Raw genomic sequence first — 24,632 nt, forward strand, 5'->3', positions numbered from 1 at the left:
ACTTGCGCTGTGTACGCCTCCGGCCGGGCTACGCCCGACCTCCGCCGCACACAGCGCAGGGCATCAACCCTCCGCTCAATCTCGAAAAGGGGGTCCCCCTTCAACGCCTATACGGGGTCCCGTTTGCGCGCCGTTTGACAAAGTGAATGGCAGACTGCCGATCACCCCGGCATTGCTGCTGACCGCGAATTATACCTACACCGATTCCGTCCGGAAGGGTGGCGGCGAGCCCGCTTTCGACGGCAGTTCGCTTGACGGAACGCCGCTCGACAAGACGCCCAGGCACATGGCCAACGTTCGCCTGGACTGGCAAGCGACCGAGCAGATCGCGGCCTATGTGCTCGGCTACTACTCGGGCAAGCAGACTTTCAGCGGGTTCCGCAACGGCGCGCTCAACACCCGCACCCGTGAAGGGAGCACGACCTTCGATGTCGGCATCAATTTCACGATCAATGAGAATTTCGCGCTGAGGGCGGCGGTGCTCAACGTCACCGACAAGATCGTGCCGGTCGATGACCGCGGCCGGTTTGATGGTCTCGACGGCAACTGGATGCTCGATGAAGGGCGCCGCTTTTGGGGCACGGCAACGATCAGCTTCTGATCGATCAGGCCGGCCTTCTGCCTTCGCGTTCGAATATTCGCTGAATGCAGAGAGTCGGCCCCTTTTCATCCATGGATCCCGATTCAAGAAACGTTTCTAAAGTCAGAATTCAGTGATCAGTGGATTCGATCTCCGTAAGGAGCGGGGTGGGAGCACATAACCCTGACCGGCGAAGAATATCGCTGGCCAAAATTCTTAGCGTAGGATTTGGTCCCCTCCTGGAAACGCACCATGATCGCCATGTGCGGCATCGAGCGCGTCAGTCGCATTTGCGCCCGATGCCAACTGTCATGGATCCGTCCAAGCTGGTGACGGGGCGCGAAACGGCGCGGCAGTTTTTGCCCTTGCGGGGACGCCGGAGGGCTTTGCGCTCAGAGGCTGTCATGCACACCTGTTCATACAGCCATTATCAGCAAAAGCTTGCCCATCGACGCGCACGCGGCGCCGGTAACGGGATTGGTACCGAGACTTTTCCTCCGGCGATAGCGACTGGAATGAACAGTCCCGTGAGCCGGGCGGCATCTGAGCAATCGCGGGCGAGGATAGAGCAGCCATCGACCCGGCTGCCAGACCTGCGAACAGAAGTTTGGTGCGCATGGACAAAAGGTTCACCGAAACTCGCATCCAAGTGTGGCGTTTGTCGACAGAACGTGGCTAGCCCACGAGCAAGGGTTGGCTGGGACTGCGCGGCATCGGACTCCTCGATCGATCACTGTGCAATTTGCGCCTCGCTGTCGTCAGACCGGGGTCTGAGCCAAAGACTGGCGACAAACCAGGCGAGCGCTACCGCCCCGGCAGAAAAGACGATATCTCCAGGAACCCTCAGCCACACCAGCAGATCGACCACCGGTTGCTGCATGAACTCGGCCGAGCGAGCGTACCAGTAGCCCTTGTCAATCGCGGCGGTCAGCTGAAGCGTACCAAGTGGCAGCAAGGTCAGGAGCGCCATCAACGCAAGGCCGATGTTGAAGCACCAAAAGCTCGTCTTCAGCACGCCTTCGTTCCAGATCAGGTTCGGCAACATGCCACGCAGGCAGAACAGGACGAGCCCGACGCCCAACATGCCGTATACGCCGAACAATGCGGTGTGTCCGTGCAGCGGCGTCAGATTGAGACCCTGCATGTAATAGAGCGACAGCGGCGGATTGATGAGGAAGCCGAACAGGCCTGCTCCGACGAGATTCCAGAAGGATACCGCCAGGAAGAACATGACGGGCCATTTATAACGCTGCATCCAGGGTGTCGCGCTGCTCAGCTTCCAGTGTTCATAAGCTTCGAAGCCAATATAGGCGAGCGGCACGACCTCGAGCGCTGAGAAGCTCGCGCCAAGCGCCAGCACCGCGATCGAGGTTCCCGCGAAGTAGAGATGGTGCAACGTTCCCAGCACTCCGCCTGCCATGAAGATGATCGTGGCAAACAAGACGGCGACCGTGGCGGTGGGTGTCGGAATGAGGCCGAGGCGCGTGAAGAGGAAGGCGATGACCGCGGTGGCGAACACCTCGAAAAAGCCTTCGACCCACAGATGGACCACCCACCAACGCCAATATTCAATCATGGAGAGCGCTGTATGCTCATTCCAGAACAGCCCGGCACCGTAGAAGAGTCCGATGGCTACGGCGGATAGGAAAAACAGCATCGTGATGTGGCGGGATTCGGACTTCTCTTTGAGCGCAGGCCAGAGCGCCCGGCCGACGAGCACAAGCCAGAGCATCAGGCCGATGAAGAGAAACCACTGCCAGAAGCGCCCCATATCGACATATTCCCAGCCCTGGTGTCCGAACCAGAAGTTCCTCTCCAGTCCCAGTTTCTGCATCACCGCGAGCCATTGCCCGGCAAAGGAGCCCACGACGATAATCAGGAGGCAGGCCCAGAGGATGTTGGCACCCAGAGCCTGGAACCTCGGTTCATGGCCCGAGATCGCAGGAGCTATGTAGAGGCCCGTTCCCAGCCAGGCTGTCGCGATCCACAGCACGGCAAGCTGCGTGTGCCAGGTGCGGGTGATCGAATAAGGCAGGATCTCGGCCGCTTCATAGCCATAAACCAGCTGCCCCTCGACCTGATAGTGGGCCGTCATTGCACCCAGCATGATCTGCGCGAGAAACAGTGCGAGAACGACCCAGAAATATTTGGCTGTCGCCCGCATCGAAGGCGTCACCGCGATCTCGCGCAGCGGATCTTTCGCGGGGAGGTCGTGCTCCTTCTCCCTTCGTCCGTGCGTCACCGCATGGTGCCAACCCAACAGCGCGATGCCGGCAAGCAGGAAGGTGACGCTGAAGGCCGACCAGATGAATGTACTTGATGGTGGGCGATTCCCGACCAGCGGCTCGCTCGGCCAGTTGTTCGTATACGTTGTCGTCCGCCCTTGTCGTTCCGTTGTGGCCGCCCAGGCCGTCCACCAGAAGAAGGAGGTCATGGCGGCTCGGTGCCCTGCGTCGGGGACCGTATCGTTCTTCATGGCATAGTTTTCGCGCAGCTCGGCCGTGGCGGGGTCGTTGCCGAACAGATTGACGTAGTGCTTTGCCACCCGCTCGATTGCCACCGCGCGATCGTTGCTGATCGTGATGGTATCCGTGCTCGCTTCAAACGTGTTTCGGCGCATTTCCGTTTGCAGCCGCCGCTGGAGGAGCGCCTTGTGTTCCTCGTTTAAACTCTCAAAGGCGCCGCCCAGATCCCGCTGTGCCCAGAGATCGAGAAGTGCCAGTGATTCCCGGTGCAACCAGTCGGCTGACCAATCGGGCGCTACGTAGCCGCCGTGTCCCCAGATCGAGCCCAGTTGCATGCCGCCCATAGATTGCCAGACCTGGCGGCCACGCTGCATCTCGGCACGGGTGAAGACGGTTTCGCCGTTTGCGGTCACGACCTTGGCGGGAAGCGGCGGCGCCTGAATGCTGATGTCGCGGCCAACCAGAAGCAGGACGGCAAAAGAGACTGCCAGCAATGATAGAAGCCAAATCCAGAGCTGACGTGTTCGATCCATGGTTCTCCCCTATGGGCTACGAGGCGGTACAGCAAAGCGACTAGCGCGCTGCGCGCCGTGCCATCATGCCGCCCGTGATCAATTCTTCCTGGGGGCAGGCTGATCCGATTGAACGACCGGACCGCCTTCCGCTTCCCACCGGTCGACACAGTCGCAATCGTCATAGGCATCGACCGCCAAGGTCTCGGCGCCGGCTTTTGCCTGTGATCCTTCTACAGGCGGAAAGAGGATCGTCAGAAGCAGCACAGAGTTTTCCGCGCCCTTGACCGAGTGCGGCGCGCCTCCTTCGAGATAGACCCACTGGTTACGCCGCAGTTCGATCGAGCTTGCGCTGAGCTCGACTTTCACATGGCCCTCGAGGCAATGCAGCATGATGCTGCCCGGCACCTGATGCTGGCGCATTTCGGTGCCGCTCGGGATCACCAGCCGGATGGTTTCGAAATGGTCCGCCTTCACGATCGCTGTGGAATGTTCTTCATGTGTCGTCACGTTCTCGGGCAAGAGATCGACGACTTCTCCGGGCGCTGCGTGGTGAAGGGCCATATCGTTCAATTCCTTTCCGTGTTCGTGGTTTTATGATTGGAGCAAGACGGGCAAGCGGACTGCCGCGTGCGGTCCGGCTTGGAGCGTCCAGCGCGCAATACCTTTACCCATCGCGCGCCGATTTGGAGTCCTGCGGCGATCCATGACCGCGACGCGCGGCGACGACCGTCAAAGGGAGCGGGATCGACCGGTTCACCACATTCTGGACAGAACATGTCACGTTCCTCCTTTTCGGCTTCGATGCGCCAAGACGTCAATCATCCATCTGGCGCCGCAGGGGTTTCGAACCGATCGGCCGCGTTACGCTCGAAGAGCGACGCGAGATCTCGCCGCTTCGTCAGCAGGTCGGCAAGCGTATAGCGGTCAAGTACCGCCAGGAACGCGCCGAGCGCCTCCTTCAGCACGCCCGTCAGCCCACATGCAGGCGCGACCACGCATCCGCCGCAGTCAACGAGATCGAAGCCGTCCTCGGTCTGGCGTATGAGTGCGCCGATGTTGATCTCTTCGGGCGGCCGCCCCAGGCGGATGCCGCCCGACCGTCCACGCACACTCTCCACATCACCACTGCGTGCGAGTTGGTTCACCACCTTCATCAAGTGATTCTGCGAGATTCCGTAGGCCTGCGCGACCTCACCGATCGAGCACAGGCGGTCAGGCCGCGCGCCCAGATAGAGCAGCACGCGCATCGAATAGTCGGTGAACAGGGTCAGTTTCATGGGGCGTTCCCACTCTCTTCCTCAGCTCGTCGCATTAAGATGTATTCATCTTGCATGTTTTCAGGGAAAAGTATAGATGCATTCGGGATACATGATTGGAGTCGGGCGAATGACCGAGCTGGAACTGAAGGATGAGGCGCTCAAGCAGCTTGTCGACGCCTTCTACGCGCGCGTTCGCGCAGATGCCGACCTGGGGCCGATTTTCAACGACGCGATCGATGACTGGCCGGAACATCTCGAAAAGCTGGCGGCGTTCTGGTCATCCGTCATGCTCGCCAGTGGCCGATACAAGGGCCAGCCCGTGCCAGCGCACCTGAAGCACAGGTCGAGGATAACGCCAGCGCTTTTCGACCGCTGGCTCGCGCTGTGGGACTGTACGACAAACGAGATGATGGCGCCCGACGCAGCTGCGGCTCTGCAGGCGAAAGCGAAGCGGATTGCCGAGAGCCTGCAGCTTGCCATGTTTTTTCGGCTCGATCGGCCAAGCGTCGCTGACGGCGAGGCCGGGTCCATTCATTGCGAACGGCGAGTACCCACCCATGCCTGACATTCTACCCTATCGTTCGACGCCGGTGTTCGATCAGGACACGCTCCCGGCCGCCCTGCGGGCACGCCATGATACCAAGGCGGGTGTCTGGGGTTTGATCCGCGTTCTGGAGGGTGAGCTTCGGCTGACCTATCTCGATCCACCGTCGGAGGTTGTCCTGACGCCCGAACGGCCCGGATTGATCTTGCCGCAGCAGCCGCACTTCGTGACGCCCATCGGCGCCATGAAAATGCGGGTCGATTTCTATGATCAGCCGCCCGGCGCCTGATCGCCGGGAAACTCGAATCCCTTCCAACAAGGAGAAGTTTATGTCGCAGCCCCTCAGCGATCAGACCATCGCGCTCGTCAAGGCGACGGTCCCCGCGCTCGAAGCGCATGGTCTGGATATCGTGCATGAAATGTATTCCAGGATGTTCCAGAACCCGGACATTCGCGATCTTTTCAACCAGTCGCATCATGGTGACGCCGGTTCGCAGCCGCGCGCGCTCACCGGCGCCATTCTCGCCTATGCCAGCAATATCGACAATCTCGGCGCGCTGGCTCCCGCGGTCGAGCGCATCGCGCAAAAGCATGTCGGTCTCCAGATACTGCCGGAGCACTATCCGCACGTCGCCGAAGCACTGCTCGGTGCGATCAAGGCGGTGCTGGGCGATGCGGCGACCGACGAAATCCTCGGGGCCTGGGGGGAAGCTTACTGGTTTCTCGCCAATATCCTGATCGCGCGGGAACAGCGCGTCTACACCGAACAGAAGGACGCGGCCGGCGGCTGGAACGGCTGGCGCGATTTCCGCGTCGAAGACGTTGTGCGCGAAAGCAGCGTCATCAATTCCTTTGTCCTTCGCCCCGTCGACGGCGGCCCCGTCATGCGCCACAAGCCGGGCCAGTATCTTACCTTCTGGCTCGAAATTCCCGGACATCCGCCGGTCAAGCGCAACTACTCGATTTCGGCCGCCGCCAATGGCGAAACCTATCGCATTTCGGTCAAGCGCGAGCCGCAAGGGCTCGCGTCGGGCTGGTTGCACGACGAGGCGAAACCCGGGACGATCCTGAAGGTGGCCGCGCCTGCTGGCGAATTCTTCCTCGCCGATCATGTCGAACGGCCGGTCGTACTGCTGTCGGGCGGCGTGGGCCTGACGCCGATGGTGGCGATGCTCGAAGCCCTCGTTCAGAACGGCGCCGAAGTGCCGGTTCATTACATCCACGGCACGCATGACCGCGACACCCATGCGATGCGCGACCATGTCCGCGCTGTGGCGAGCCATGGCCAATCGATCGCGATCACCGATTTTCACCAGACCCCGCTCGAGGATGAAACAGAGGGCAGCGACTACGATGTGGCCGGCATAATTACCGATGAATGGTTGGTCGCCAGCACACCGGTCGCACAAGCGGACTATTACATCTGCGGGCCGCGTCCGTTCCTGCGTCATGCGGTCTCGACCCTGTCGCTGGCGGGTGTGCCGTCGGACAGGATCCACTATGAGTTCTTCGGCCCGGCCGACGAACTGCTCGCGGCCTGAGGGAGCGGAGGCATGGACGACATCATCCTGGCCCGGGCCGTTCATGTCCTGGCGGTCCTTGTCTGGATCGGCGGCGTGGCGTTCGTGACGCTTGTGGTGATGCCGTCCGTGCGCGCCGCCAATCCGCCGGCGGAGCGGCTGGCGGCCTTTCATCGACTGGAGGGGCGCTTTGCGGCGCAGGCGCGCATCTGGGTGCTATTGGCAGGACTGAGCGGCTTCTGGATGATCTATCGCGCGCAGATGTGGGACCGCTTTTTCGATCTTCGCTTCTGGTGGATGCATGCGATGGTAGGGCTGTGGGCCGTGTTCGCCGCGATGCTTTTCGTGATCGAGCCGCTGTTTCTCCACCGCCGAATGATGACATCGGTCAAGCCCGCCGCAGATTTTGCCCGAATGGAGACACTTCACCGAATATTGCTGGGTATCGCGGCTGTCACGGTTCTCGGCGCAGTGGCGGGAAGCCACGGGTTCTAGACTGCGCTTTTCGTGTGGTTCCAAAATTCAGTGGCTGTCTCCCAAGAGGGGATCAGATATCCGCCGGGGCCGCCCGCGCCAATCCAGCCCAATCTTCCGCCCGCCATCGGACGTTCGTGGTTCGGAACCATCCTATGCGAAGTCGATTCCCACAGGACTGCCGCTCGAAGCCCTCCCATTATTGCCGATGCCATGGGTTCCGCCTGACCTGCTCTCTTCCGCTCCAATCGCACAGCAAAGTGAAACGCCATGTTCAACAAGCCATTCACAGCCGTACTGGCGATGACCATGCTCGCGCTCGGCGGCTGCGCGACAGGCGCGCGATACGTCGATCCCCAAGCCCCCATTGCGGAGCTGAGAGACAAGGTCGTAACCGGCAACGCATCCTATCGACAGCGCATCGCTCTGCCCGCCCGCGCGAAATTCAACGTGAGACTGCTGGACGTTTCGCGCGCCGATGCGAGATCGGTGATCATTGCCAAGGAAACGCGCGAGACAGCAGGGCAGCAGGTTCCTTTGCCATTTTCGATTAGGGTGAAGGAACAGGACTTGAAGACCAACATGCGTTACGCAGTCCGTGCGACGATTACCGATCCCGAGGGCAACCCGATATGGACCACGGATACGGTTCATTCGGTCGATCCCACGCGGTTCGAGCAGGATCTGGGGACGCTCAATATGGTTCGCGTTGGTGACCGCCCGGCGGCTTCAGGCTTGATCGGCCCGCAATTCAAGGTGGAGGACATCAATCAGACCGGTCTGATCGACAAATCCAATGTGACGGTGCAGTTTTCGCAAGACGGCCGAGTGAGCGGATCGGCCGGCTGCAACAGGTTCACCGGCGACTATTCGATCGAGGAACAGTCGCTTCGGATCGGACGGCTCGCCGTGACGCGCCGGGCTTGCGTGCCGGCGCTCGGGAACCAGGAAACCAGGTTCCTGGCCATTCTGCAGGATGTGACCTCATGGTCCGTCAACAGCAATGGGTCAGTGCTCTTCCGTGCCGACGACGGACGATACCTGGCGGCGATACGCTGATTCGACCGCAGTATGCTGAAGAGCGGCTGCCGCTCAGTCCTGACCGATCGGAGACGGAGGTCGAGCCAGTCTTGGACACAGGCTTAACGGTCCAAGAGCTTGATCGGCAAAAGTCCATTGCGCCGTCGCCAAACACAGGTTCAAATTCGGCCGCGATGCGTGGCGAGCGACGCTGACCACTGATTTTTTGGTGTTTACCGCGGGAGACGGCAGGGCAATAGTTGGGAACTTCCGTCCGACCCGCGTGTTGCTGGTTCGGCGCGAGCTGTGTTCCCATCGGGAGCGAACCTGCTGCTGCGCTGTCAGCCCGTGGCGATGACCGATGAGGGGGGAAATAGATCGGCCATGATACTGACCTTGACCGAGACCGAACGCCAGATCGCGCTCGCCATTTCCGTTGCCGTCGGTCTGTGCGGCCTCGTTCTCGCAGCGGCAGGCAATCAGGACACAATGGAAATCCACGGCTGGCTGATCCTGGCCATTGCCGCCATTTGCGCCATCATCGTAATCCGCGGCATCTGGGGACCGGAACCGCCAAAATCCCGTTTGCAAAGCTACTATGACGAGCCCATCAAGGCCGGCATCATCGCCAGCATGGCTTGGGCGGTGGTGGCGATGTTCGTGGGGGTCTGGGTCGCCGCGCTGCTGGCATTCCCTGACCTGACGTTTGACAGTGCCTGGGCGAGCTTCGGCCGCTTGCGACCGGTGCACACCAGCGGCGTGATCTTCGGCTTTGGCGGCAACGCGCTCATCGCCACCTCGCTGCATGTCGTGCAGCGGACCTCGCGGGCGCGTCTTCCCGATCAGCTTTCGGCCTGGTTCGTGCTGGTGGGCTACAACCTGTTCTGCATCCTCGCGGCCAGCGGTTATCTGCTCGGGGTTACCCAATCGAAGGAATATGCCGAGGCCGAATGGTATGCCGACATCTGGCTGGTGATCGTCTGGGTGACCTACTTCATCCTCTACATCCGGACGCTCGCACGCCGCAAGGAACCACACATTTATGTGGCCAACTGGTACTTCATGGCCTTCATTCTCGTCGTCGCGATACTCCATATCATCAACAATCTCGCGATTCCGGTCTCGCTGGGCCATGCGAAGAGCTACACCATCTGGTCGGGCGTCCAGGATGCTATGGTGCAGTGGTGGTATGGTCATAACGCCGTCGCCTTCTTCCTGACGGCGGGCTTCCTGGGCATGCTCTATTACTACCTGCCCATCCGGGCCCAGCGGCCGATCTTCTCCTACCGTCTCTCGATCCTGAGCTTTTGGGGCATTACCTTCTTCTACATGTGGGCGGGTTCCCACCACCTTCATTATACCGCCCTACCGCACTGGGTTCAGACGCTGGGCATGACCTTCTCGGTGATGCTCCTCGTGCCGTCATGGGCTTCGGCTGGCAACGCCTTGCTAACATTGAACGGCGCCTGGCACCGCGTGCGCGATGATGCGACGCTCCGCTTCATGATGGTCGCGGCGGTGTTTTATGGCATCTCGACCTTTGAAGGTTCGTTCCTCGCCATCCGGCCCGTCAATTCGCTTTCGCATTACACCGACTGGACGGTTGGCCATGTTCACGCCGGCGCGCTCGGCTGGGTGGCGCTCATCACCTTCGGCTCGCTCTACACGCTGGTGCCGTCCTTGTGGAAGCGCGAGGCGATGTATTCGCCCGCCTTGGTCGAGTGGCACTTCTGGCTCTCGCTTGCCGGCACTCTTGTCTACATTTTTGCCATGTGGAACTCGGGCATCATCCAGGGCCTGATGTGGCGGACCTATACGGAGGAAGGCACGCTAGCCTACTCCTTCCTGGATTCGCTCAGAGCCATGTATCCCTATTACATCGCGCGTACGCTCGGCGGCCTTCTGTTCCTGATCGGTGCTGTGATCGGCGCCTACAATATGTGGAGGACCATTCGCGCCGCCTCGGCCCAGGCGCCGTTCGAAGGCGACGTCCCGCTACAGGCCGCGACGGCGGCGGGGAGGGCCTGAGCCGTGGCGGAACTGTTTCATCGCAAGCTCGAACGTTCGGCGATCGGCTTCGTGCTCGCCATCATCGCGGCTGCCAGTGTCGGCGGCCTCGTCGAGATCGCTCCGCTTTTCACGATCGACGAGACGGTCGAGGAGGCGCCAGACATGCGGCTCTACACGCCGCTCGAACTGGCGGGGCGAAACATCTATGTGCGCGAAGGATGCTATGCCTGTCACAGCCAGATGATCCGGACGCTGCAGGACGAAGTTGAGCGCTATGGTCCCTATTCGCTCGCGGTCGAATCCAAATATGACCATCCGATGCTCTGGGGTTCGAAGCGCACCGGACCCGACCTCGCCCGCGTTGGCGGCAAATATTCCGATTTCTGGCACGTCGCCCATCTGACCAATCCGCGCGATGTGGTGCCCGATTCCAATATGCCGGCCTATCCCTGGCTGGCGCGGACGCCCTTGCGCCTCGCTGATCTGCCCTTGCACCTCAAGGCGCTGCGGGCCGCGGGGGTGCCCTACACCGATGCCATGATCGAGAATGCGAGCGTCGATGCCTTCGACCAGGCGACACCGGAAAGCTCGACCTCGTCCGGTATCACCGAGCGGTATGGCGAAGAAACGCAGGTTCGCGTGTTCGACGATGTGGCGACCGAGGTCACCGAGATGGACGCGCTCGTCGCCTATCTTCAGGTTCTCGGCCGGCTGACCGACGTGCCGTACAAGAATACGGCCGCGCCGCAGAAGCCGCCAGAGCCGGTGAAATGACATGAGGAGGCAGGCATGGACATAAGCCACGAGGCTCTTGTTGCATTCTCGAAAAGCTGGGGGCTGTTCTACCTCATCGGTCTGATGATCGGTGTCCTCATTTATACGTTCCGGCCGTCCAATCGTGGCAAGTTCAACCGAGCCAAACAAAGCGTTCTCGATCAGGACGACAAGCCATGGACGTAGAGCGCGATCCCGTCAGCGGTCATGAAACGACCGGCCATGTCTGGAATGGCATCAAGGAGCTCGATACGCCGGTCCCCAAGGGTGTGCTGATTTTTCTGATCGTCACCCATCTCTTCGCTTTCGCCTGGTGGATTCTCATGCCGACTTGGCCCTTGGGCGACACCTACACCAAGGGAATTCTCAACATCGACCAGCGCACCTCGGTCGAAAAGCACCTGGTCGATTCGCAGGCGGGACGGGCCGACTGGATAAAGCGGATCGAAAGCGAGAACCTCGAGCAGATCGCGGCCGACCCCCGGCTCATGACCATCGTGCGTAGCACCGGCCACCGGTTGTTCGGCGACAACTGCGCCGCCTGCCACGGCATTAATGCCAAGGGGGGTTATGGTTATCCCGATCTGACCGATGACGACTGGATCTGGGGCGGCGACCTTGAGACGATCGCGCAGACCATGCGCGTTGGGGTCAATGTGGAGCATCCGCAGGGGCGCGTCTCGCAGATGCCCTCGTTCGGACGCGACGGGATACTCGATGCCGATCAGGTCAGTCTGGCGGCCAACTATGTCTACGCCTTGTCGCATCCCAAGTTCGTGACGAATGCCAATCGGACGTCGATTGTATCGGGGCGCGAGGTCTTCATGGCCAATTGCGCGATTTGCCATGGCGAGGATGCGCGCGGGAAGCGCGATGTCGGCGCTCCCAATCTGACGGACGCGCGTTGGATCTATGGAGGAGACATCGATCAGATCGTGGAGACCGTCCATGGCGGACGCCAGGGGCATATGCCGACATGGGACGAGCGGCTTACGGACTCGGATATCAAGATATTGGCGCTCTATGTTCATTCGCTGAGCGCGCCTCAGCGATGACGGCCATGCGATCCCGATCCCGGTGGCTGGTCTGGACGCTGGTGGCAGCAGGCCTTTTGCTGTTCGTTCTTGCGAACGCGCATTTTTTCTACGTCGCCTTTCGCTCGCAGCCCGAATGCGTGGGACATTTGAAGGAACGCGCGAACGGGAGCGGGCAGTATCGCGCGGCGAAATCGGCATGCTGAAAGGTAGCGGGACATGAGCGATAAAAGCCCCTCTTATGGCTTGCTGAGCCAGACCTCGGGCATCGAGGAGACGAAGAGCGCGCGGTTTCAGCGCCATCTTCCCGCTTCCATCGGCTTCCAATGGCTCAAGGCCGGATGGCAGGATCTTTTCCATCGGCCGATGCCGAGCCTGGCCTACGGTCTGGGCATTTTCCTTCTGTCTCTCGCTGCTGTCGCGATGCTCGCGCTGTATGGCCGCGACTATATTCTTTTTCCCGCGCTCGCCGGCTTCATGATCATTGCCCCGCTGCTGGCCATCGGACTCTATGAGAAAAGCCGCAACCGAGAAGCGGGACGCGATACGTCGCTGCGCGAAATGCTCCTGGTGAAACCGGCGGCGGGCCCGCAGGTGCTTTTCACCGGGGTCCTGCTCAGCCTGCTGATGCTACTGTGGATGCGATCCGCGGTGCTCATCTATGCGTTGTTCTTCGGCGTGCGCCCCTTTCCCGGCCTGCCTCACATAACCGCCTTCCTGCTGACCGAGCCGGTGGGATGGATTATTCTCGGCGTCGGCACGGCGGTGGGCGGCCTGTTCGCCTCATTCGCTTTTGCGATCAGTGTTTTTGCCATTCCGATGCTCCTCGATCGCAAGGTCGATGCGCTCACGGCGATGGGAACAAGCACGGCGCTCGTCTGGAACAACCTTGCGCCGATGATCGTCTGGGGCGCCATCGTCCTTGCGCTTTTCATACTCTGCGCGGCTACGGGCTTGATCGGCCTCATCGTCATCTTCCCGTGGCTTGGACATGCCACATGGCATGCCTATCGCGCGGTCTCAGACACGCAGGCCTAGACATGGCCAGCCATGCCATGCCTGCCGTCCAGGCGCCGACATCATTGACCGGGCAATCGGTCGATGAACTCATCTTCGCCAGCCAATCGCTGGATGACGGAACGATGAGGACGCAACTGTCGGTCCCGACCGCGCATTGCGGCGGATGCATGGCGAAGATCGAGCGCATCCTTGGTAACCTCGAGGGCGTCGTAGCGGCTCGGGTCAATCTATCGACGCGGCGTGTGACCGTCACATGGCGGCAAGCGCAAACCGCGAGTGCACCGCCTTTGCTGGCAACGCTGAACGAGGCGGGCTTCGAGGCAAATCTTCTCAGCCAACCGGACGAACGCGCCGATCCCGAAAAGCGCCGGCTGATCGTCGCGACAGCGGTCGCCGGCTTCGCGGCGATGAACATCATGCTGCTTTCGGTGTCGGTCTGGTCAGGCGCCGACCCCGCTACGCGGCAGCTGTTCCATCTCATCTCGGCGCTGCTCGCGCTTCCCGCGGTATTCTTTTCGGGGCGCATCTTCTTCTTGTCGGCATGGTCGGCATTGCGCGCGGGACGCACCAATATGGATGTGCCCATCTCGATCGGCATCGTCCTGACACTGGGTCTCAGCATCTACGACACGCTGCATTTCGGACGCCATGCCTATTTCGACGCGGTCGTGACGCTGATCTTTTTCCTGCTTGTCGGACGAACGCTCGACCATGCCATGCGTGACAAGGCCCGTTCGGCCGTGCTCGGGCTGACGCGAATGACGCCTGCGGGCGCGAATGTAATCGGCACGGATGGATCGCGCGCTTTTAGACCGCTCGAGGATGTCTCGGTGGGTGATGTCATCCTCGTCGCGCCAGGCGAGCGTGTTCCGCTGGATGGTCTTGTCCTTGCGGGCGAGGGCGATCTCGACACTGCCGCGGTCACGGGCGAGGCGATGCCGGTGCCGGTACGACCGGGAAGCACGCTCGTTTCGGGCATGCTGAATCTCAATGGTTCGCTCAAGGTGCGTGTGACCAACAGCCACGCGCGGTCCTTTCTATCCGAAATGGTGCGAATGATGGAAGCGGCCGAGCAGGGCAGAGCACGCTATCGCCGTCTCGCCGACCGTGTTGCGGCCTATTACTCGCCGATCATCCATTCGCTGGCCTTGGCCGTGTTTGCCGGGTGGTTCCTTGACACAGGCGATTGGCATCGGGCGCTGACCATTGCCATTTCGGTGCTCATTGTGACCTGTCCCTGCGCGCTTGGTCTCGCCATACCCATGGTTCAGGTCGCCGCGGCGAAGCGCTTGTTCGAGCACGGCATCGCGCTCAAGGATGGAAGCGCGCTCGAGCGGCTTGCACAGGTCGATACCGTGATTTTCGACAAGACCGGCACGCTCACTCATGGCGATTTGCGAGTGAGCAAGATCGCCATCGATGAACCCTATCGCGCAATCGTGATGGCGCTGGCGTCGCGTTCCAACCATCCCGTCGCACGCGCGATTGCCGCCAACGGCGGCGCCTTGTCCGGCCTCGATCTGGACAGTTTTTCCGAGCTGCCGGGCCGGGGTTTGGAGGGCCAGCGGAACGGCCATCTGTTTCGCCTGGGGCGTGCCGATTGGGCTTTGAATCCAGGCACGGGCGAGAGTGGCGGTTTCCAGACCGTGTTCTCGGTCGATGGTGAGCTTGCCGGCCATTTTGCCTTCTTGGACGTTGAAAAGACGAGTGCGCGGGAAGCGGTGGCCAAGCTTGACGCGCTTGGGCTGCCTATCGAACTGCTTTCGGGCGATCACATTGCTTCTGTGTCGGGGTTCGCGAACGCGATCGGTATCGCCCACTGGCGTGCCGGATTGCTGCCGCAGCATAAGGTGGAGCGGCTTCAGGCGCTGGCGGACAGTCAGCGCCTGACCTTGATGGTGGGTGATGGGCTGAACGATGGACCGGCACTGGCGGCGGCGCACGTTTCGATGGCTCCTTCCAATGCCGCCGACATCGGTCGGGCGGCCGCGGATATTGTTTATCTCGGCCAGGATCTCGATGCGGTTCCGCGCGCTGTGCAGATCGCGCGCGCGGCCCGGCAACGTGTCCGCCAGAACCTGGCGCTTTCCGTCGGTTATAACCTTTTGGTGATTCCTGTGGCCATGGCGGGCTATGTCACCCCACTGCTTGCTGCCGTCGCCATGTCGCTTTCGTCGATTTCGGTCGTTGCGAACTCTCTGCGAATTCCCGCAGCACGCGGATCACGGCTTAGCAGGCGAGCGCCGGCACCGACCCTCGTTCCCCTGGCCGCTACCCGATGAGCGGGATCCTGTGGCTGGTGCCGGTCGCGCTGCTGATGGGCCTTGCTGGGCTGGGCGCCTTTCTTTGGTCGATGCGCACCGGGCAGTATGATGATCTGGATGGAGCGGCCGAGCGAGTCGTGACCGACGCCAAGTCAGACCAGCCTCTTGTCGAACCTGATGATTGGCGACCCGAAACCGAGGGCGAGGCAAATCGTTTGCGATAAGGATGGTGGTGTGGACACCATTGGGCAAAGGACGAAGTGATGATGCAGGCACCGAGTTGGAATTGGGTGGGCGTCCTTGCCTTCATCTGCGGGGCGGCGGTCATCATTCCCAGCCTTGTCGCGCTTGCACTCAGTCTTGCCGCTGTTGCCCGAAACCTCCTGTGAGGCTGGCATCGGTCTGACGGAGGGATAGTGGTCTACCTTGGAAAAACTGGTCCAATTCTGAAGAGAGCCCATTTGGGCATGAGAATTGGAGAAATGTATGGGACGTCAGAGGTTTACGCCGGAGCAGATCATAGCGAAGCTGCGTGAAGTAGAGGTGATTGTGGGGCGAGGCGGCACAGCGGTGGAGGCTTGCCGCCAGATCGGGATCGCGGAGCAGACGCTATATCGGTGGCGCAAGGAATATGGCGGGCTGAAGGTCGACCAGGCGCGGCGAATGAAGGATCTGGAGCGCCAGAATGCGCGGCTGAAGAAGCTGGTGGCCGACCTCGCGCTCGACAAGGCGATCCTGCAAGAGGCGTCGAAGCTGACTTTTTGAGTCCCTCCCGTCGCCGTGAGGCGATCGAGCAGATCCGTCGCGCGTTGCCGGTATCGGAGCGACGGACCTGCCGTGTTCTGGGCCAGCATCGTTCGACACAGCGCCATCCACCGAAGGATGATGCCGACGAGCGTAAGCTTCCGGTGAGGGCCGCGGCTCAGGCTGCTTCGCGTTGATCTTCGGCGGCGCGCCAATTCCATGGCAGCAGTTCATGGAGACGGTTCTGGGGAATGTCGGCGATGCGCGCGAGAACGTCGGCAAGCCAGGCCTGCGGATCGATGTCATTGAGCTTCGCCGTACCGATGAGGCTGAGCATGAAGGCCGTGCGTTGGCCACCGCGGTCTGAACCGGCGAAAAGCCACGATTTTCTGCCCAATGCTATACCCCTGAGCGCGCGTTCCGCCGCGTTGTTCGAGAGGCATATGCGGCCGTCGTCGAGAAACGCGGCGAAGGCAGGCCATGCCTTGAGCATGTAATCCATGGCCTCGGCCACATCGCTGTTCTTCGATAGCTTCGACCGGCTGTCGCGCATCCATTCTTCCAGATCGGCGACCAGCGGTGCGCTGAGTTCCTGCCGATGGGCGAGACGCTCCTGGGCCGGTCTGCCGTTGATGGCGCGCTCGATGTCGAAGATCGCGTCGATGCGGCGGACGGCCTCCACCGCCAGCGGCGAGATGACAGCCTTTTTGCGGCGCTTCTTGAGCTGCGCGGCGACATCGGCCAGCTCGAAGAAATAGCGGCGCGCATGGCTCCAGCACAGGGCGCGGGTCAGCGGCGCCGGCAGGCGGTCGGCATGGAACAGCGCGTTGTAGCCGGCATAGGCATCGGCCTGAAGAATGCCTCTCCAACTGCGCAGATGGCCCACAGGATGCTCGCCCCGCCGGTCGCGGGAGTAATGGAAGATCGCTGCCGGCGGCGCGGGCCCGCCAAAAGGTCGATCATCCCGGACATAGGTCCAGATCCGGCCCGTATCGGTCTTGGTCTTTGCCAGCACCGGCACCGTCGTATCATCGCCATGCAGCCGCTCCGCGGCCAGGACATGGGCTTCAATCAGCAGATAGAGCGGCATGAGCGCGGCGGTGCAGGCGCCGACCTGATCGGCCAGGGTGGAAAGGCTCAGCTCCACGCCCTCGCGGGCATAGCGGTCACGCTGGCGGTTGAGCGGCTGATGCGCCCCGAACTTCTCGAACAGCAGCATCGCCAGGAAGCTGGGGCCAAAGAGCCCGCGGGGCGTGACGTGGAAAGGCGCCGGTGGTTGGGTGATCTTCTCACAATCCCGGCAGGAGAACTTCTCCCGCACGGTCTGGACCACCTTCCACTGGCGCGGCACGACCTCAAGCGTCTCGGTAATATCCTCGCCCAGCTTGCACAGCCGTTCCGAGCCGCAGCAGGGGCAGGCCTCTGGCGCGGCGATGACAACGCGCTCGCGCGGCAGGTGCTCGGGCAAGGGCTTGCGGGCGGGCCGCTTGCGCTCGAACGGAGCAACGTTGGTCTTCGCCGCTGCCAGGGCAGCAAGGAGCTCATCTTCGCTGGCAGCGGTCTCGCACTCCTCGAAGGTCAGTTCCATCTGGTCGAGCAGATGGCGCGTACGTTCGGATCGCTGGCCAAAAAGGGTGCGGCGCATCTTCTCGTTCTGCAGTTCGAGAAGGGCGTTGCGGGCTTCCAGGTCGGCGTTGATCGCCTTGATGCGGGCGACTTCAGCGGCGACAGCCTCGGCAGCCGCGAGCCGCTCGCGAAGGCTGTCGATCTGTGCTTGCGCCTCGTCCCCCATGCCGGCGCGTATAGCAGAAAGGCGCCGGAATCCCTAGCTTTTTAGGCAATATCGACCTTTTATCCGGCCAATGTCGGGCGCCATGTGGCCTGCGGATTACGCCAATCGATCGCCTCCAACATGCAGGCCATCTGCGAGGGGGAAATAGCAATCACGCCGTCCACGGCCGAGGGCCAGATGTACTTCCCGCGCTCCAAGCGCTTGGCATAAAGAGACATGCCCACGCCATCATGCCAGATCACCTTGCATAGGTCGCCGCGGCGTCCCCTGAAAATGTAGAGATCGCCCGCGAACGGATCGCGGCCGAAACTCTGTTGCACCTGCAGGGCCAGGCTGCGCATGCCGCGCCGCATGTCCGTATGCCCCGTTGCGATCCATATCCGAACGCCGGAGGGAACTGGGATCACGACTTGACCGACCGCAGCACTGCCGACACCAGCCCGGGCGAGGCGCCAGCAGGAATGCGCACAATCGCCCGCTCGAACTCCACGATGATCGCTGTCCCAACGGCCGGTGCCGGATCAAGGTGCACCTGCACCTCTGCAAAGCCCTGGGCGGCCTGCTCCATCTGCCGCCGCCATCTGTAGATCTGGTTCGGCCGCAGATCAGCACGGCGGGCAATCTCCGCCACGTTCGCGCCGGGCGCCGAAACAGCCGCGACCAACTCCCGCTTCTGTTGATCAGTCCATACCCGCCGCCGCTCCGGCCCCGAAATTACCGTGATCTGACTCATCGCACCGTCCTTAGTACCGGTGCAAACACCAGTGCTTGCACCGGTGCCATCTCGAAATATCAGCCAATCACCGCAAGGTGGCCCTCACCGGAGCGATACCGACGAGCGGCGGCTAACAGCCGACATCATCGCGCTGGCCAAGGACTATGGCCGGTATGGCTATCGCCGCATCCATGTCTTGCTGGGCCAGGCGGGCTGGCAGGTCAGCCTGTCAGTGGTTGAGCGTATCTGGCGGCGGGAGGGTCTTAAAGTGCCGAAGCGGCAACCGAAACGGCGGCGGCTCTGGCTCGGCGACGGATCGTGCATCCGGCTGCGCCCGGAGCATCGCGGCATGTGTGGTCCTACGACTTCGTCGAGGATCAGACGCACAACGGTCGCAAGTTCCGAATGCTCAACATTATCGACGAGTTCAGCCGGGAATGCCTGGCGATGGTGCCGCTGCGGCGCTTCCGGTCGAACGACGTGATTGACGTGCTGACCGATCTGTTCATCGAGCATGGGCCGCCCGAGCATATCAGATCCGATAACGGCCCCGAGTTCGTCGCTAATGCGGTGCGCGAGTGACTCGGCAGGCTTGGCGTCATTACCCTCTATATCGAGCCCGGCAGCCCATGGGAGAACGGCTATATCGAAAGCTTCAATGCCCGTCTGCGAGATGAACTGCTCAACGGCGAAATCTTCTACAGCCTTGAGGAGGTGCGGATCGTCACCGGCTGGTGGCGCGATCATTACAACCGAGCACGGCCCCACAGCAGTCTCGGATATCGACCACCGGCCCCGGAGACGATCAAGATGCCAGCCTGGCCGCTCGGCTCCGCTACGCTCCGCCTCCCGCCCAGGCTGGTATCAGAGGCGCAGATCAACTAACTACACAACCGGACCAGTCATTGCGGGCAGTCCATGTCCTGAGCTCGGCCCATCGCGATGTTGCGACATGGCTCTGCCGTTGCCTGGCGCCGAGGGAAAGCGCCCTCCGCCTGACTGATCCCCTAAGCCCGGACGGTTGCCGTGGGGCAACCCCCGCGGTGCCGGACCGGGTTGTCGCTCGCGCGCCTGCCCGCACCACTCCGGCCCTTGTGGGTCGGGTCGCCGCTTGCGCGTCGATGCCCTCGTCTCCCGCCGGTCTTGGCCGGGTCTCGTCGGAGGGACGGTCCCTCGGACGGAAGCAACGGAGATTTGATCATGCAGAACATCGTCATTCTTGCCGGCAATATCGGCATGGATCCGGAGAGCCGCACCACCCAGGGCGGGACCCGCATCACCCACTTCACCCTGGCGACCTCGCGTCCCCGCTATTCGGAAGGCAAGGTCGTTCGCGATGAGAAAGGCTACCGCGTCCAGGACACCGAATGGCATCGGATCACCGCGTTCAATGGCCTCGGCAAGACCGTGCAGGAGCATTGCACCAAGGGCATGAAGCTGCTGGTGCGCGGCCGCATCCATTACAGCGAATGGACCGATGGCGACGGCGTCGAGCGCTACGGCACCGAGATCATCGCCGAGACGATCGACTTCCTCAGCCGGGCGAAATCGAAGTCCGACGAGGCCGGCGACCCTGATCCTGAGCTCGACGACGACGTGCCCTTCTGACCCCCGGATCCCCGCGCGCTTGTGGCGCGCGGGGGCATCCAGCGGCGAGCCGGATTTGCCATAGCTCGCGAGGGATTTTGCAGGCGGGGGCGTCTGCACTATCCGCTTTCCGTCGCATGGGATCGAAGATCGCATGCCACACCGACCTCAACGAGGCCACGCTCAAAAATACGCCGCGCGGTCCGATATGGGTCCTCAAGGCGCGGGGCGGAAGCGAAAGCTGGTGGAACGCCTACACTGGCGAAAATGTCGATGAGATCAGTCTGGCAGACGCTCGGCGCTATGCTCTGATGTCCTACAAAGGATCCGGCAGGCTGCAGGCGGTCGACTATCAGGAAACGGCGCCCGAGGAAGCGCAGGTCGGCGGGCCGCTGTGGCGCGCCAGCTTCGCCGACAAGGAGCATAGTCGCCTCTATCTGGATCCGTTCACCGGAGAGGTGCTCAGTCGCCGTTCGGACCTGTGGGACTTCTATGATTTCTTTTACAAAATCCATATCATGAACCTTGGCGCCTCGCGCAGTTACAACCATCCACTGATCGTTGTCGCTGCATCGGCGACGTTGCTCATCGTGGTCACCGGGATCGTCATTCTGTTTTATCGCCTTGCGAAGGATCTCAAACGACTGCTGACGAAACGTCGCGCATCAAGGCCTGCGACCTGAGGTCATCGCGCTGCGACGGGCTCACTTGCCGATCCACTCCGGTTCGGCTGTGGCCGCGCAATTCTGATCGTCGCTCGGCCCGCCGTGCCCACGGGCAGCGCGAGCAGATGAGCCGCCGTATCTTAGCGGTCGGGTAATGTCGCGGGGTGCGATGGAGCTTGCTGTGTCCTGATCGGCGCGCGGGCGGGCAACGCGCGCCTCGCACGATCACACGCGCAGCAGTCGCCCCACCGCCCGCATGATCGTCGCCCTGCGCGCCGCATGCTCGGTAGCGTCGCGTGCGGCTCCGGTCATGCACCAGAGCTGGGTGAGGGCGGCGACAAGCCGGACGACGTCCATGGGCGTGAAGTCGGCGACGATCCGCCCCTCGGCCTGCGCCGCTGCGATCCCGTCCAGCTTCTCCCCGAGAAGGACCTCGCCGGCCGGGAGCATCAGAACATCCTGGCCACGCTCCAAATGATGCCAGGTCAGCAGCCTCCACAAGCGCGGGCGCTCGACCAGCAAGTCATAGGTGCGCCCCGCATAACCCTCAAGATCATTGGGATCGAAGCGATCGGCCTGCGCCGCGTCCATCACTTCCTGCGTCAGCGCGGCATCGAAGAGCGCCTCCTTGTCCCCGAAATAGGTGTAGAGCATCGGCTTGCTGATACCCGCCGCCTGCGCAATGCGATCGATCCGCGCGCCCGCCAGCCCATGGGACGCGAACTCCTCGGTCGCTGCAGCCAGGAGCGTCTCGCGGCTCTGTGCGGCATTCCGCCTGGTTCGTTCCTTCATCACACCTCCCGGCATTGACGCATTCCACATATGAAGTTACCTACCAGTTGGTAATATATGGAGCAGCATATGTCCAATCACTGGTTTCTCACGGGCGCGTCCAGCGGCATTGGCCGCCATCTGGCCGAACTGATCCTGGCCGCGGGCGACGACCTTACCGCGACGGCTCGCAGGCCCGAAAGCCTCGACGACCTTGCGGCGAAATATCCGAGCCAGCTGCGCGTCGAAGCGCTCGACGTCACGGTCAAGGACGATATTGCTGCGGTCGTGGCCCGGGCGCAGGCGCGTCGACCCGTCGATATTCTGGTCAACAACGCCGGCGGCGGCGTGATCGGCGCCACCGAAGAGATGTCGGACGCCGAGGTCGAAGGCCAGATCGCGCTCAATCTCATGGCGCCCATCCACATCACCCGCGCCTTTGTCCCCGCGATGCGCCTGCGCGGGAGCGGCCGGATCATCCAGATCTCCAGCGCCAGCGGTCAGGGCTCGCTTCCGACGAGCAGTCTCTATCATGCGGCCAAATGGGGCCTGGAGGGCTTCAGCGAATGCCTCCGCCAGGAGCTTGAACCCTTCAACCTGTTCGTGACGCTGATCGAGCCGGGTGGCGCGCGCACCAGCTTCAGCCACAACCTGCAATTCGCCAGCGAGATCGCCGCCTATCGCGATACGCCCGCCGGCGATATCCGCAAGATGTTCGAGACCGCCGGAAACGAGCTCTACACGCTCGACCCGCAAAAGATCGCGCAAGCGATCGTCGATGTCGCAACCAGCGACCATCCGCCGCTGCGCGTGACTCTGGGGGGTGACGCTTTCGGCGTTGTCCAGGCGGCGCTGCAATCGCGGCTCGCCTTTCTGCAGTCCCAGGAAGCGCTCGCGCGCTCGGTCGCTTTCGACAGTTGAGCTTTCCCGTCTTCCAGCTTTCGTCTCCGCGCGGTGCGATGCGCCTCACCGGGGCCCGGCAACCCCTGTCGTCAGCGCCGCTATCCGATACTTAGGTATAGCCATCCGACACGATTGCCGAAGCGCCAAACGGGCAATCGCTTGGTACCATCGCAAGAGAGGAAAACCTTCGCGGTCGCCAATCAAGGGTGCGCGGACCTTCGCAGTCTGCGTGCCCTTGATGTGGCAGCGCGCCGCCCAGCCACGCGCGTCATGAACGGGAGCGGCCTTCTGCGAAACCCAACGCTCCGCCGCATCTTCTATAAGCTCTCGCTCGAATTGCTGCGCGCCGCCTTCGTCTTCCTGCGACTGGGGTTAAAGGGCGAGGCGCGCCTGCTTGTGCACGCGTCTCAATGGGCGAGGCACACGGCTTCCGGTCGCCGCCGCAGGTGGCGGCACCGGAAAGTGCCATGAGCGTCGTCGCCGCCTTTCTTTATCACGAGGGCAAACGGCTGCGGCCGGTGACCCTGATCGATCCGGCGTGCGAGCATATCGCCAAGGATGACTTTGTGTGGATCGGCCTCTCCCAGCCCAGCGAAACAGAACTTGCCGACATCGCCGGAAATTACGGCCTTCACCCGCTTGCCGTGGAAGATGCCGGCAACGGCCACCAGATTTCCAAGCTCGACGTCTACGGTGACCAGTTGTTCATCGTCGCCAGGACGGCACATCTTGAAGGCGATCATATCGCCTACGGCTCCACCGCGATTTTCCTGGGCAAGAATTTCCTCATCACCGTTCGGCAGGGTTCGGCACGCTCGCACAGCGAGCTTCGCGCGCATCTCGAAATCACGCCGGACCTGCTGCGCGAGGGCCCGGACTATGTGCTCCATGCCATTCTGGACTTCATCGTCGATGGCTATTTCCCGATCGTCGAGGCGATCGAGGAGGACGTCCTCAAGATGGAGCAGCGCATGCTTGCAGCCTTTCTCACCCGCGAGGAGGTGACCCGGATTTTCACGCTGCGGCGTGAGCTCGTCCGCTTCCAACGCGTGCTCGGACCCATGCTCGAGGTCGGTCGCAAGCTGGTGAACCTGCAGCTTCCGCGGCTTGATGAGGCCTCCAAACCCTATTTCCGTGATTTGCTCGATCACATGCTCCGGGTTGAGAGCGCCATCACCGGCATCCGCGACATCCTGATCTCGGTGTTCGAGGCGAGTCACCTGCTCGAACAGCAGCGCCAGGGTGCGATCACGCGTCAGCTCGCCGCCTGGGCCGCGATCCTCGCGGTGCCTACCGCGATTGCCGGGATCTACGGGATGAACTTCGAGAATATGCCCGAACTGAAGACGCAGTGGGGATATTTCGTCATCCTCGGCGTCATCGCTGCGGTCTGCATCGGACTCTACATCCGGTTCAAACGCAACCACTGGCTTTGACGTCGCTGACCGCTGTCCACATCGCGCAGGGCTGAGGCCGCCGGGGGCAGGTTGCCACAGTTCAATGCTTTCGAAGCGTCTCGGCGCGGTGCCGGTCCAACGCATCGAGCAAAGCCCTGCCGATCAACGGCTTTGCGAGAACGTGATCGAAGCCCGCCTCGGCGGCCCGCGAGGCCAGCAGCGTGTCGTGAAAGCCTGAGATCATGATGGCCCGTCCCGACCATCCGATCTCGCGAAGGTGACGCAGCATCGCGAATCCGTCGATGTCGGGCATGCGATAGTCGAGGATGACGCAGTCCGCCTCCTTCGCGCGGGGGTCGGCCAACAGCGCGCGGCCGGTCGTATATCCCCACACGGCATAGCCGCGCGATCTCAGCAGCAGCTGGAGGCCACGCCGCACGCCGGGATCGTCGTCGGAGACGAGGATGGTGTATCTGCCATCATGCTGGGTGGAACGGACCGATGGCATTGCGAGAAGCGGACACCCGTGTGACGATTGCACCATCGATCGCATATCGCGCCTCGTCCCGTCGCTACGTA

At 62.1% G+C, this 24,632-nt stretch carries 25 protein-coding genes and 2 pseudogenes; 19 read left to right on the forward strand and 8 right to left on the reverse strand.

Going from position 1 to position 24,632, the window contains the following annotated elements; translation table 11 throughout:
• The first annotated feature begins 172 nt into the window (after positions 1-172).
• Positions 173-601 (forward strand): TonB-dependent receptor domain-containing protein, encoded by a 429-nt coding sequence (locus tag H5V43_RS22730; protein ID WP_021245211.1) that lies wholly within the window; start codon positions 173-175, stop codon positions 599-601.
• 709 nt (positions 602-1,310) lie between these two features.
• On the opposite strand, the gene H5V43_RS22735 is transcribed toward H5V43_RS22730, so the two are convergent.
• The 3 genes from H5V43_RS22735 to H5V43_RS22745 all read right to left on the reverse strand — a co-directional run bounded on the left by H5V43_RS22735 (position 1,311) and on the right by H5V43_RS22745 (position 4,837).
• Positions 1,311-3,578: a nitric-oxide reductase large subunit gene (locus tag H5V43_RS22735; RefSeq protein ID WP_025549136.1), complete on the reverse strand. Its 2,268-nt coding sequence runs from the start codon at positions 3,576-3,578 to the stop codon at positions 1,311-1,313.
• Between the two features lie 78 nt (positions 3,579-3,656).
• Positions 3,657-4,121: a cupin domain-containing protein gene (locus H5V43_RS22740; protein WP_004212697.1), complete on the reverse strand. Its 465-nt coding sequence runs from the start codon at positions 4,119-4,121 to the stop codon at positions 3,657-3,659.
• A 257-nt stretch (positions 4,122-4,378) separates the two neighbouring features.
• Positions 4,379-4,837: an Rrf2 family transcriptional regulator gene (locus H5V43_RS22745; protein ID WP_004212699.1), complete on the reverse strand. Its 459-nt coding sequence runs from the start codon at positions 4,835-4,837 to the stop codon at positions 4,379-4,381.
• A gap of 109 nt (positions 4,838-4,946) precedes the next feature.
• Between H5V43_RS22745 and H5V43_RS22750 the strand changes: the two genes are divergently transcribed.
• The 13 genes and pseudogenes from H5V43_RS22750 to H5V43_RS22815 all read left to right on the forward strand — a co-directional run.
• Positions 4,947-5,384, forward strand: a complete 438-nt coding sequence (locus H5V43_RS22750) for a group III truncated hemoglobin (protein WP_004212701.1) — start codon at positions 4,947-4,949, stop codon at positions 5,382-5,384.
• Positions 5,377-5,652, forward strand: a complete 276-nt coding sequence (locus H5V43_RS22755; protein WP_004212703.1) for a TehB family protein — start codon at positions 5,377-5,379, stop codon at positions 5,650-5,652. Before H5V43_RS22750 ends, H5V43_RS22755 begins: the two co-directional genes overlap by 8 nt.
• 40 nt (positions 5,653-5,692) lie before the next feature.
• Positions 5,693-6,904 (forward strand): NO-inducible flavohemoprotein, encoded by a 1,212-nt coding sequence (gene hmpA / locus H5V43_RS22760; protein WP_004212704.1) that lies wholly within the window; start codon positions 5,693-5,695, stop codon positions 6,902-6,904.
• 12 nt (positions 6,905-6,916) lie between these two features.
• Positions 6,917-7,378 carry a hypothetical protein gene (locus H5V43_RS22765; RefSeq protein WP_004212706.1) on the forward strand — a complete coding sequence of 154 codons (462 nt, stop codon included), beginning with the start codon at positions 6,917-6,919 and terminating at the stop codon, positions 7,376-7,378.
• Positions 7,379-7,627: 249 nt separating this feature from the next.
• Positions 7,628-8,416 (forward strand): META domain-containing protein, encoded by a 789-nt coding sequence (locus H5V43_RS23735; protein WP_025549134.1) that lies wholly within the window; start codon positions 7,628-7,630, stop codon positions 8,414-8,416.
• A gap of 345 nt (positions 8,417-8,761) precedes the next feature.
• The gene (gene ccoN, locus H5V43_RS22780; protein ID WP_004212708.1) at positions 8,762-10,405 is read left to right on the forward strand and encodes a cytochrome-c oxidase, cbb3-type subunit I; all 1,644 of its coding nucleotides are present in this window, start codon (positions 8,762-8,764) and stop codon (positions 10,403-10,405) included.
• 3 nt (positions 10,406-10,408) lie between these two features.
• A complete protein-coding gene (ccoO, locus tag H5V43_RS22785; RefSeq protein ID WP_004212709.1) occupies positions 10,409-11,161 on the forward strand; it encodes a cytochrome-c oxidase, cbb3-type subunit II in 753 nt (250 codons plus the stop codon).
• A gap of 15 nt (positions 11,162-11,176) precedes the next feature.
• On the forward strand, positions 11,177-11,347 hold the full coding sequence (locus H5V43_RS22790) for a cbb3-type cytochrome c oxidase subunit 3 (RefSeq protein ID WP_004212711.1): 171 nt from the start codon (positions 11,177-11,179) through the stop codon (positions 11,345-11,347).
• Positions 11,338-12,216, forward strand: coding sequence for a cytochrome-c oxidase, cbb3-type subunit III (gene ccoP / locus H5V43_RS22795; protein WP_004212713.1), 879 nt, complete (start codon positions 11,338-11,340; stop codon positions 12,214-12,216). Before H5V43_RS22790 ends, ccoP begins: the two co-directional genes overlap by 10 nt.
• Before the next feature lie 198 nt (positions 12,217-12,414).
• Entirely contained in the window at positions 12,415-13,233 is an 819-nt protein-coding gene (locus tag H5V43_RS22800; RefSeq protein ID WP_004212715.1) for a DUF2189 domain-containing protein, read from the forward strand.
• Positions 13,234-13,235: 2 nt separating this feature from the next.
• Complete coding sequence (locus tag H5V43_RS22805) at positions 13,236-15,497, forward strand: heavy metal translocating P-type ATPase (RefSeq protein ID WP_004212717.1); 2,262 nt, start codon at positions 13,236-13,238, stop codon at positions 15,495-15,497.
• Positions 15,494-15,703 (forward strand): cbb3-type cytochrome oxidase assembly protein CcoS, encoded by a 210-nt coding sequence (ccoS, locus tag H5V43_RS22810; protein ID WP_004212718.1) that lies wholly within the window; start codon positions 15,494-15,496, stop codon positions 15,701-15,703. Before H5V43_RS22805 ends, ccoS begins: the two co-directional genes overlap by 4 nt.
• A 262-nt stretch (positions 15,704-15,965) precedes the next feature.
• Positions 15,966-16,384: pseudogene (locus tag H5V43_RS22815) on the forward strand (transposase); the annotation flags it as partial.
• A 17-nt stretch (positions 16,385-16,401) separates the two neighbouring features.
• Here H5V43_RS22815 and tnpC read toward each other — a convergent pair.
• Genes tnpC through H5V43_RS22830 form a run of 3 tightly spaced genes read right to left on the reverse strand, consistent with a single transcriptional unit; the run spans position 16,402 to position 18,748 of the window.
• Positions 16,402-18,015, reverse strand: coding sequence for an IS66 family transposase (tnpC, locus tag H5V43_RS22820; RefSeq protein WP_044660291.1), 1,614 nt, complete (start codon positions 18,013-18,015; stop codon positions 16,402-16,404).
• Positions 18,016-18,074: 59 nt separating this feature from the next.
• Entirely contained in the window at positions 18,075-18,422 is a 348-nt protein-coding gene (tnpB, locus tag H5V43_RS22825; RefSeq protein ID WP_037487503.1) for an IS66 family insertion sequence element accessory protein TnpB, read from the reverse strand.
• Positions 18,419-18,748, reverse strand: a complete 330-nt coding sequence (locus H5V43_RS22830; RefSeq protein ID WP_025550095.1) for a transposase — start codon at positions 18,746-18,748, stop codon at positions 18,419-18,421. Before H5V43_RS22830 ends, tnpB begins: the two co-directional genes overlap by 4 nt.
• Before the next feature lie 79 nt (positions 18,749-18,827).
• On the opposite strand from H5V43_RS22830, the pseudogene H5V43_RS22835 reads away from it, so the two are divergent.
• The 3 genes and pseudogenes from H5V43_RS22835 to H5V43_RS22845 form a co-directional block, all read left to right on the forward strand.
• A pseudogene (locus H5V43_RS22835) lies at positions 18,828-19,615 on the forward strand (IS3 family transposase); the annotation flags it as partial.
• A gap of 315 nt (positions 19,616-19,930) precedes the next feature.
• Positions 19,931-20,338 carry a single-stranded DNA-binding protein gene (locus H5V43_RS22840; RefSeq protein WP_004212722.1) on the forward strand — a complete coding sequence of 136 codons (408 nt, stop codon included), beginning with the start codon at positions 19,931-19,933 and terminating at the stop codon, positions 20,336-20,338.
• A gap of 116 nt (positions 20,339-20,454) precedes the next feature.
• Entirely contained in the window at positions 20,455-21,000 is a 546-nt protein-coding gene (locus tag H5V43_RS22845; RefSeq protein WP_004212723.1) for a PepSY-associated TM helix domain-containing protein, read from the forward strand.
• Between the two features lie 207 nt (positions 21,001-21,207).
• Here H5V43_RS22845 and H5V43_RS22850 read toward each other — a convergent pair whose 3' ends face one another.
• Positions 21,208-21,774 carry a TetR/AcrR family transcriptional regulator gene (locus H5V43_RS22850; RefSeq protein WP_004212724.1) on the reverse strand — a complete coding sequence of 189 codons (567 nt, stop codon included), beginning with the start codon at positions 21,772-21,774 and terminating at the stop codon, positions 21,208-21,210.
• A 69-nt stretch (positions 21,775-21,843) separates the two neighbouring features.
• On the opposite strand from H5V43_RS22850, the gene H5V43_RS22855 reads away from it, so the two are divergent.
• Both H5V43_RS22855 and corA read left to right on the forward strand, forming a co-directional pair.
• Positions 21,844-22,674: an SDR family oxidoreductase gene (locus H5V43_RS22855; protein ID WP_021245217.1), complete on the forward strand. Its 831-nt coding sequence runs from the start codon at positions 21,844-21,846 to the stop codon at positions 22,672-22,674.
• A 449-nt stretch (positions 22,675-23,123) separates the two neighbouring features.
• Entirely contained in the window at positions 23,124-24,092 is a 969-nt protein-coding gene (gene corA, locus H5V43_RS22860) for a magnesium/cobalt transporter CorA (protein WP_004212726.1), read from the forward strand.
• A gap of 61 nt (positions 24,093-24,153) precedes the next feature.
• Here corA and H5V43_RS22865 read toward each other — a convergent pair whose 3' ends face one another.
• Positions 24,154-24,561, reverse strand: a complete 408-nt coding sequence (locus H5V43_RS22865; RefSeq protein ID WP_021245219.1) for a response regulator — start codon at positions 24,559-24,561, stop codon at positions 24,154-24,156.
• Between the last annotated feature and the right edge of the window lie 71 nt (positions 24,562-24,632).

Origin of the sequence: Sphingobium fuliginis (genome assembly GCF_015074805.1) — a bacterium.
Classification (GTDB): Bacteria; Pseudomonadota; Alphaproteobacteria; order Sphingomonadales; family Sphingomonadaceae; genus Sphingobium; species Sphingobium fuliginis.

What these genes read in the sequence shown, in the direction of transcription:
- H5V43_RS22735 (WP_025549136.1), bottom strand. Translation starts at nt 3,578, where the DNA reads ATGGATCGAACACGTCAGCTCTGGATTTGGCTTCTATCATTGCTGGCA.
- H5V43_RS22740 (WP_004212697.1), bottom strand. Translation starts at nt 4,121, where the DNA reads ATGGCCCTTCACCACGCAGCGCCCGGAGAAGTCGTCGATCTCTTGCCC.
- H5V43_RS22745 (WP_004212699.1), bottom strand. Translation starts at nt 4,837, where the DNA reads ATGAAACTGACCCTGTTCACCGACTATTCGATGCGCGTGCTGCTCTAT.
- H5V43_RS22750 (WP_004212701.1), top strand. Translation starts at nt 4,947, where the DNA reads ATGACCGAGCTGGAACTGAAGGATGAGGCGCTCAAGCAGCTTGTCGAC.
- H5V43_RS22755 (WP_004212703.1), top strand. Translation starts at nt 5,377, where the DNA reads ATGCCTGACATTCTACCCTATCGTTCGACGCCGGTGTTCGATCAGGAC.
- hmpA (WP_004212704.1), top strand. Translation starts at nt 5,693, where the DNA reads ATGTCGCAGCCCCTCAGCGATCAGACCATCGCGCTCGTCAAGGCGACG.
- H5V43_RS22765 (WP_004212706.1), top strand. Translation starts at nt 6,917, where the DNA reads ATGGACGACATCATCCTGGCCCGGGCCGTTCATGTCCTGGCGGTCCTT.
- H5V43_RS23735 (WP_025549134.1), top strand. Translation starts at nt 7,628, where the DNA reads ATGTTCAACAAGCCATTCACAGCCGTACTGGCGATGACCATGCTCGCG.
- ccoN (WP_004212708.1), top strand. Translation starts at nt 8,762, where the DNA reads ATGATACTGACCTTGACCGAGACCGAACGCCAGATCGCGCTCGCCATT.
- H5V43_RS22790 (WP_004212711.1), top strand. Translation starts at nt 11,177, where the DNA reads ATGGACATAAGCCACGAGGCTCTTGTTGCATTCTCGAAAAGCTGGGGG.
- ccoP (WP_004212713.1), top strand. Translation starts at nt 11,338, where the DNA reads ATGGACGTAGAGCGCGATCCCGTCAGCGGTCATGAAACGACCGGCCAT.
- H5V43_RS22800 (WP_004212715.1), top strand. Translation starts at nt 12,415, where the DNA reads ATGAGCGATAAAAGCCCCTCTTATGGCTTGCTGAGCCAGACCTCGGGC.
- H5V43_RS22805 (WP_004212717.1), top strand. Translation starts at nt 13,236, where the DNA reads ATGGCCAGCCATGCCATGCCTGCCGTCCAGGCGCCGACATCATTGACC.
- ccoS (WP_004212718.1), top strand. Translation starts at nt 15,494, where the DNA reads ATGAGCGGGATCCTGTGGCTGGTGCCGGTCGCGCTGCTGATGGGCCTT.
- tnpC (WP_044660291.1), bottom strand. Translation starts at nt 18,015, where the DNA reads ATGGGGGACGAGGCGCAAGCACAGATCGACAGCCTTCGCGAGCGGCTC.
- H5V43_RS22830 (WP_025550095.1), bottom strand. Translation starts at nt 18,748, where the DNA reads ATGAGTCAGATCACGGTAATTTCGGGGCCGGAGCGGCGGCGGGTATGG.
- H5V43_RS22840 (WP_004212722.1), top strand. Translation starts at nt 19,931, where the DNA reads ATGCAGAACATCGTCATTCTTGCCGGCAATATCGGCATGGATCCGGAG.
- H5V43_RS22845 (WP_004212723.1), top strand. Translation starts at nt 20,455, where the DNA reads ATGGGATCGAAGATCGCATGCCACACCGACCTCAACGAGGCCACGCTC.
- H5V43_RS22850 (WP_004212724.1), bottom strand. Translation starts at nt 21,774, where the DNA reads ATGAAGGAACGAACCAGGCGGAATGCCGCACAGAGCCGCGAGACGCTC.
- H5V43_RS22855 (WP_021245217.1), top strand. Translation starts at nt 21,844, where the DNA reads ATGTCCAATCACTGGTTTCTCACGGGCGCGTCCAGCGGCATTGGCCGC.
- corA (WP_004212726.1), top strand. Translation starts at nt 23,124, where the DNA reads ATGAGCGTCGTCGCCGCCTTTCTTTATCACGAGGGCAAACGGCTGCGG.
- H5V43_RS22865 (WP_021245219.1), bottom strand. Translation starts at nt 24,561, where the DNA reads ATGCCATCGGTCCGTTCCACCCAGCATGATGGCAGATACACCATCCTC.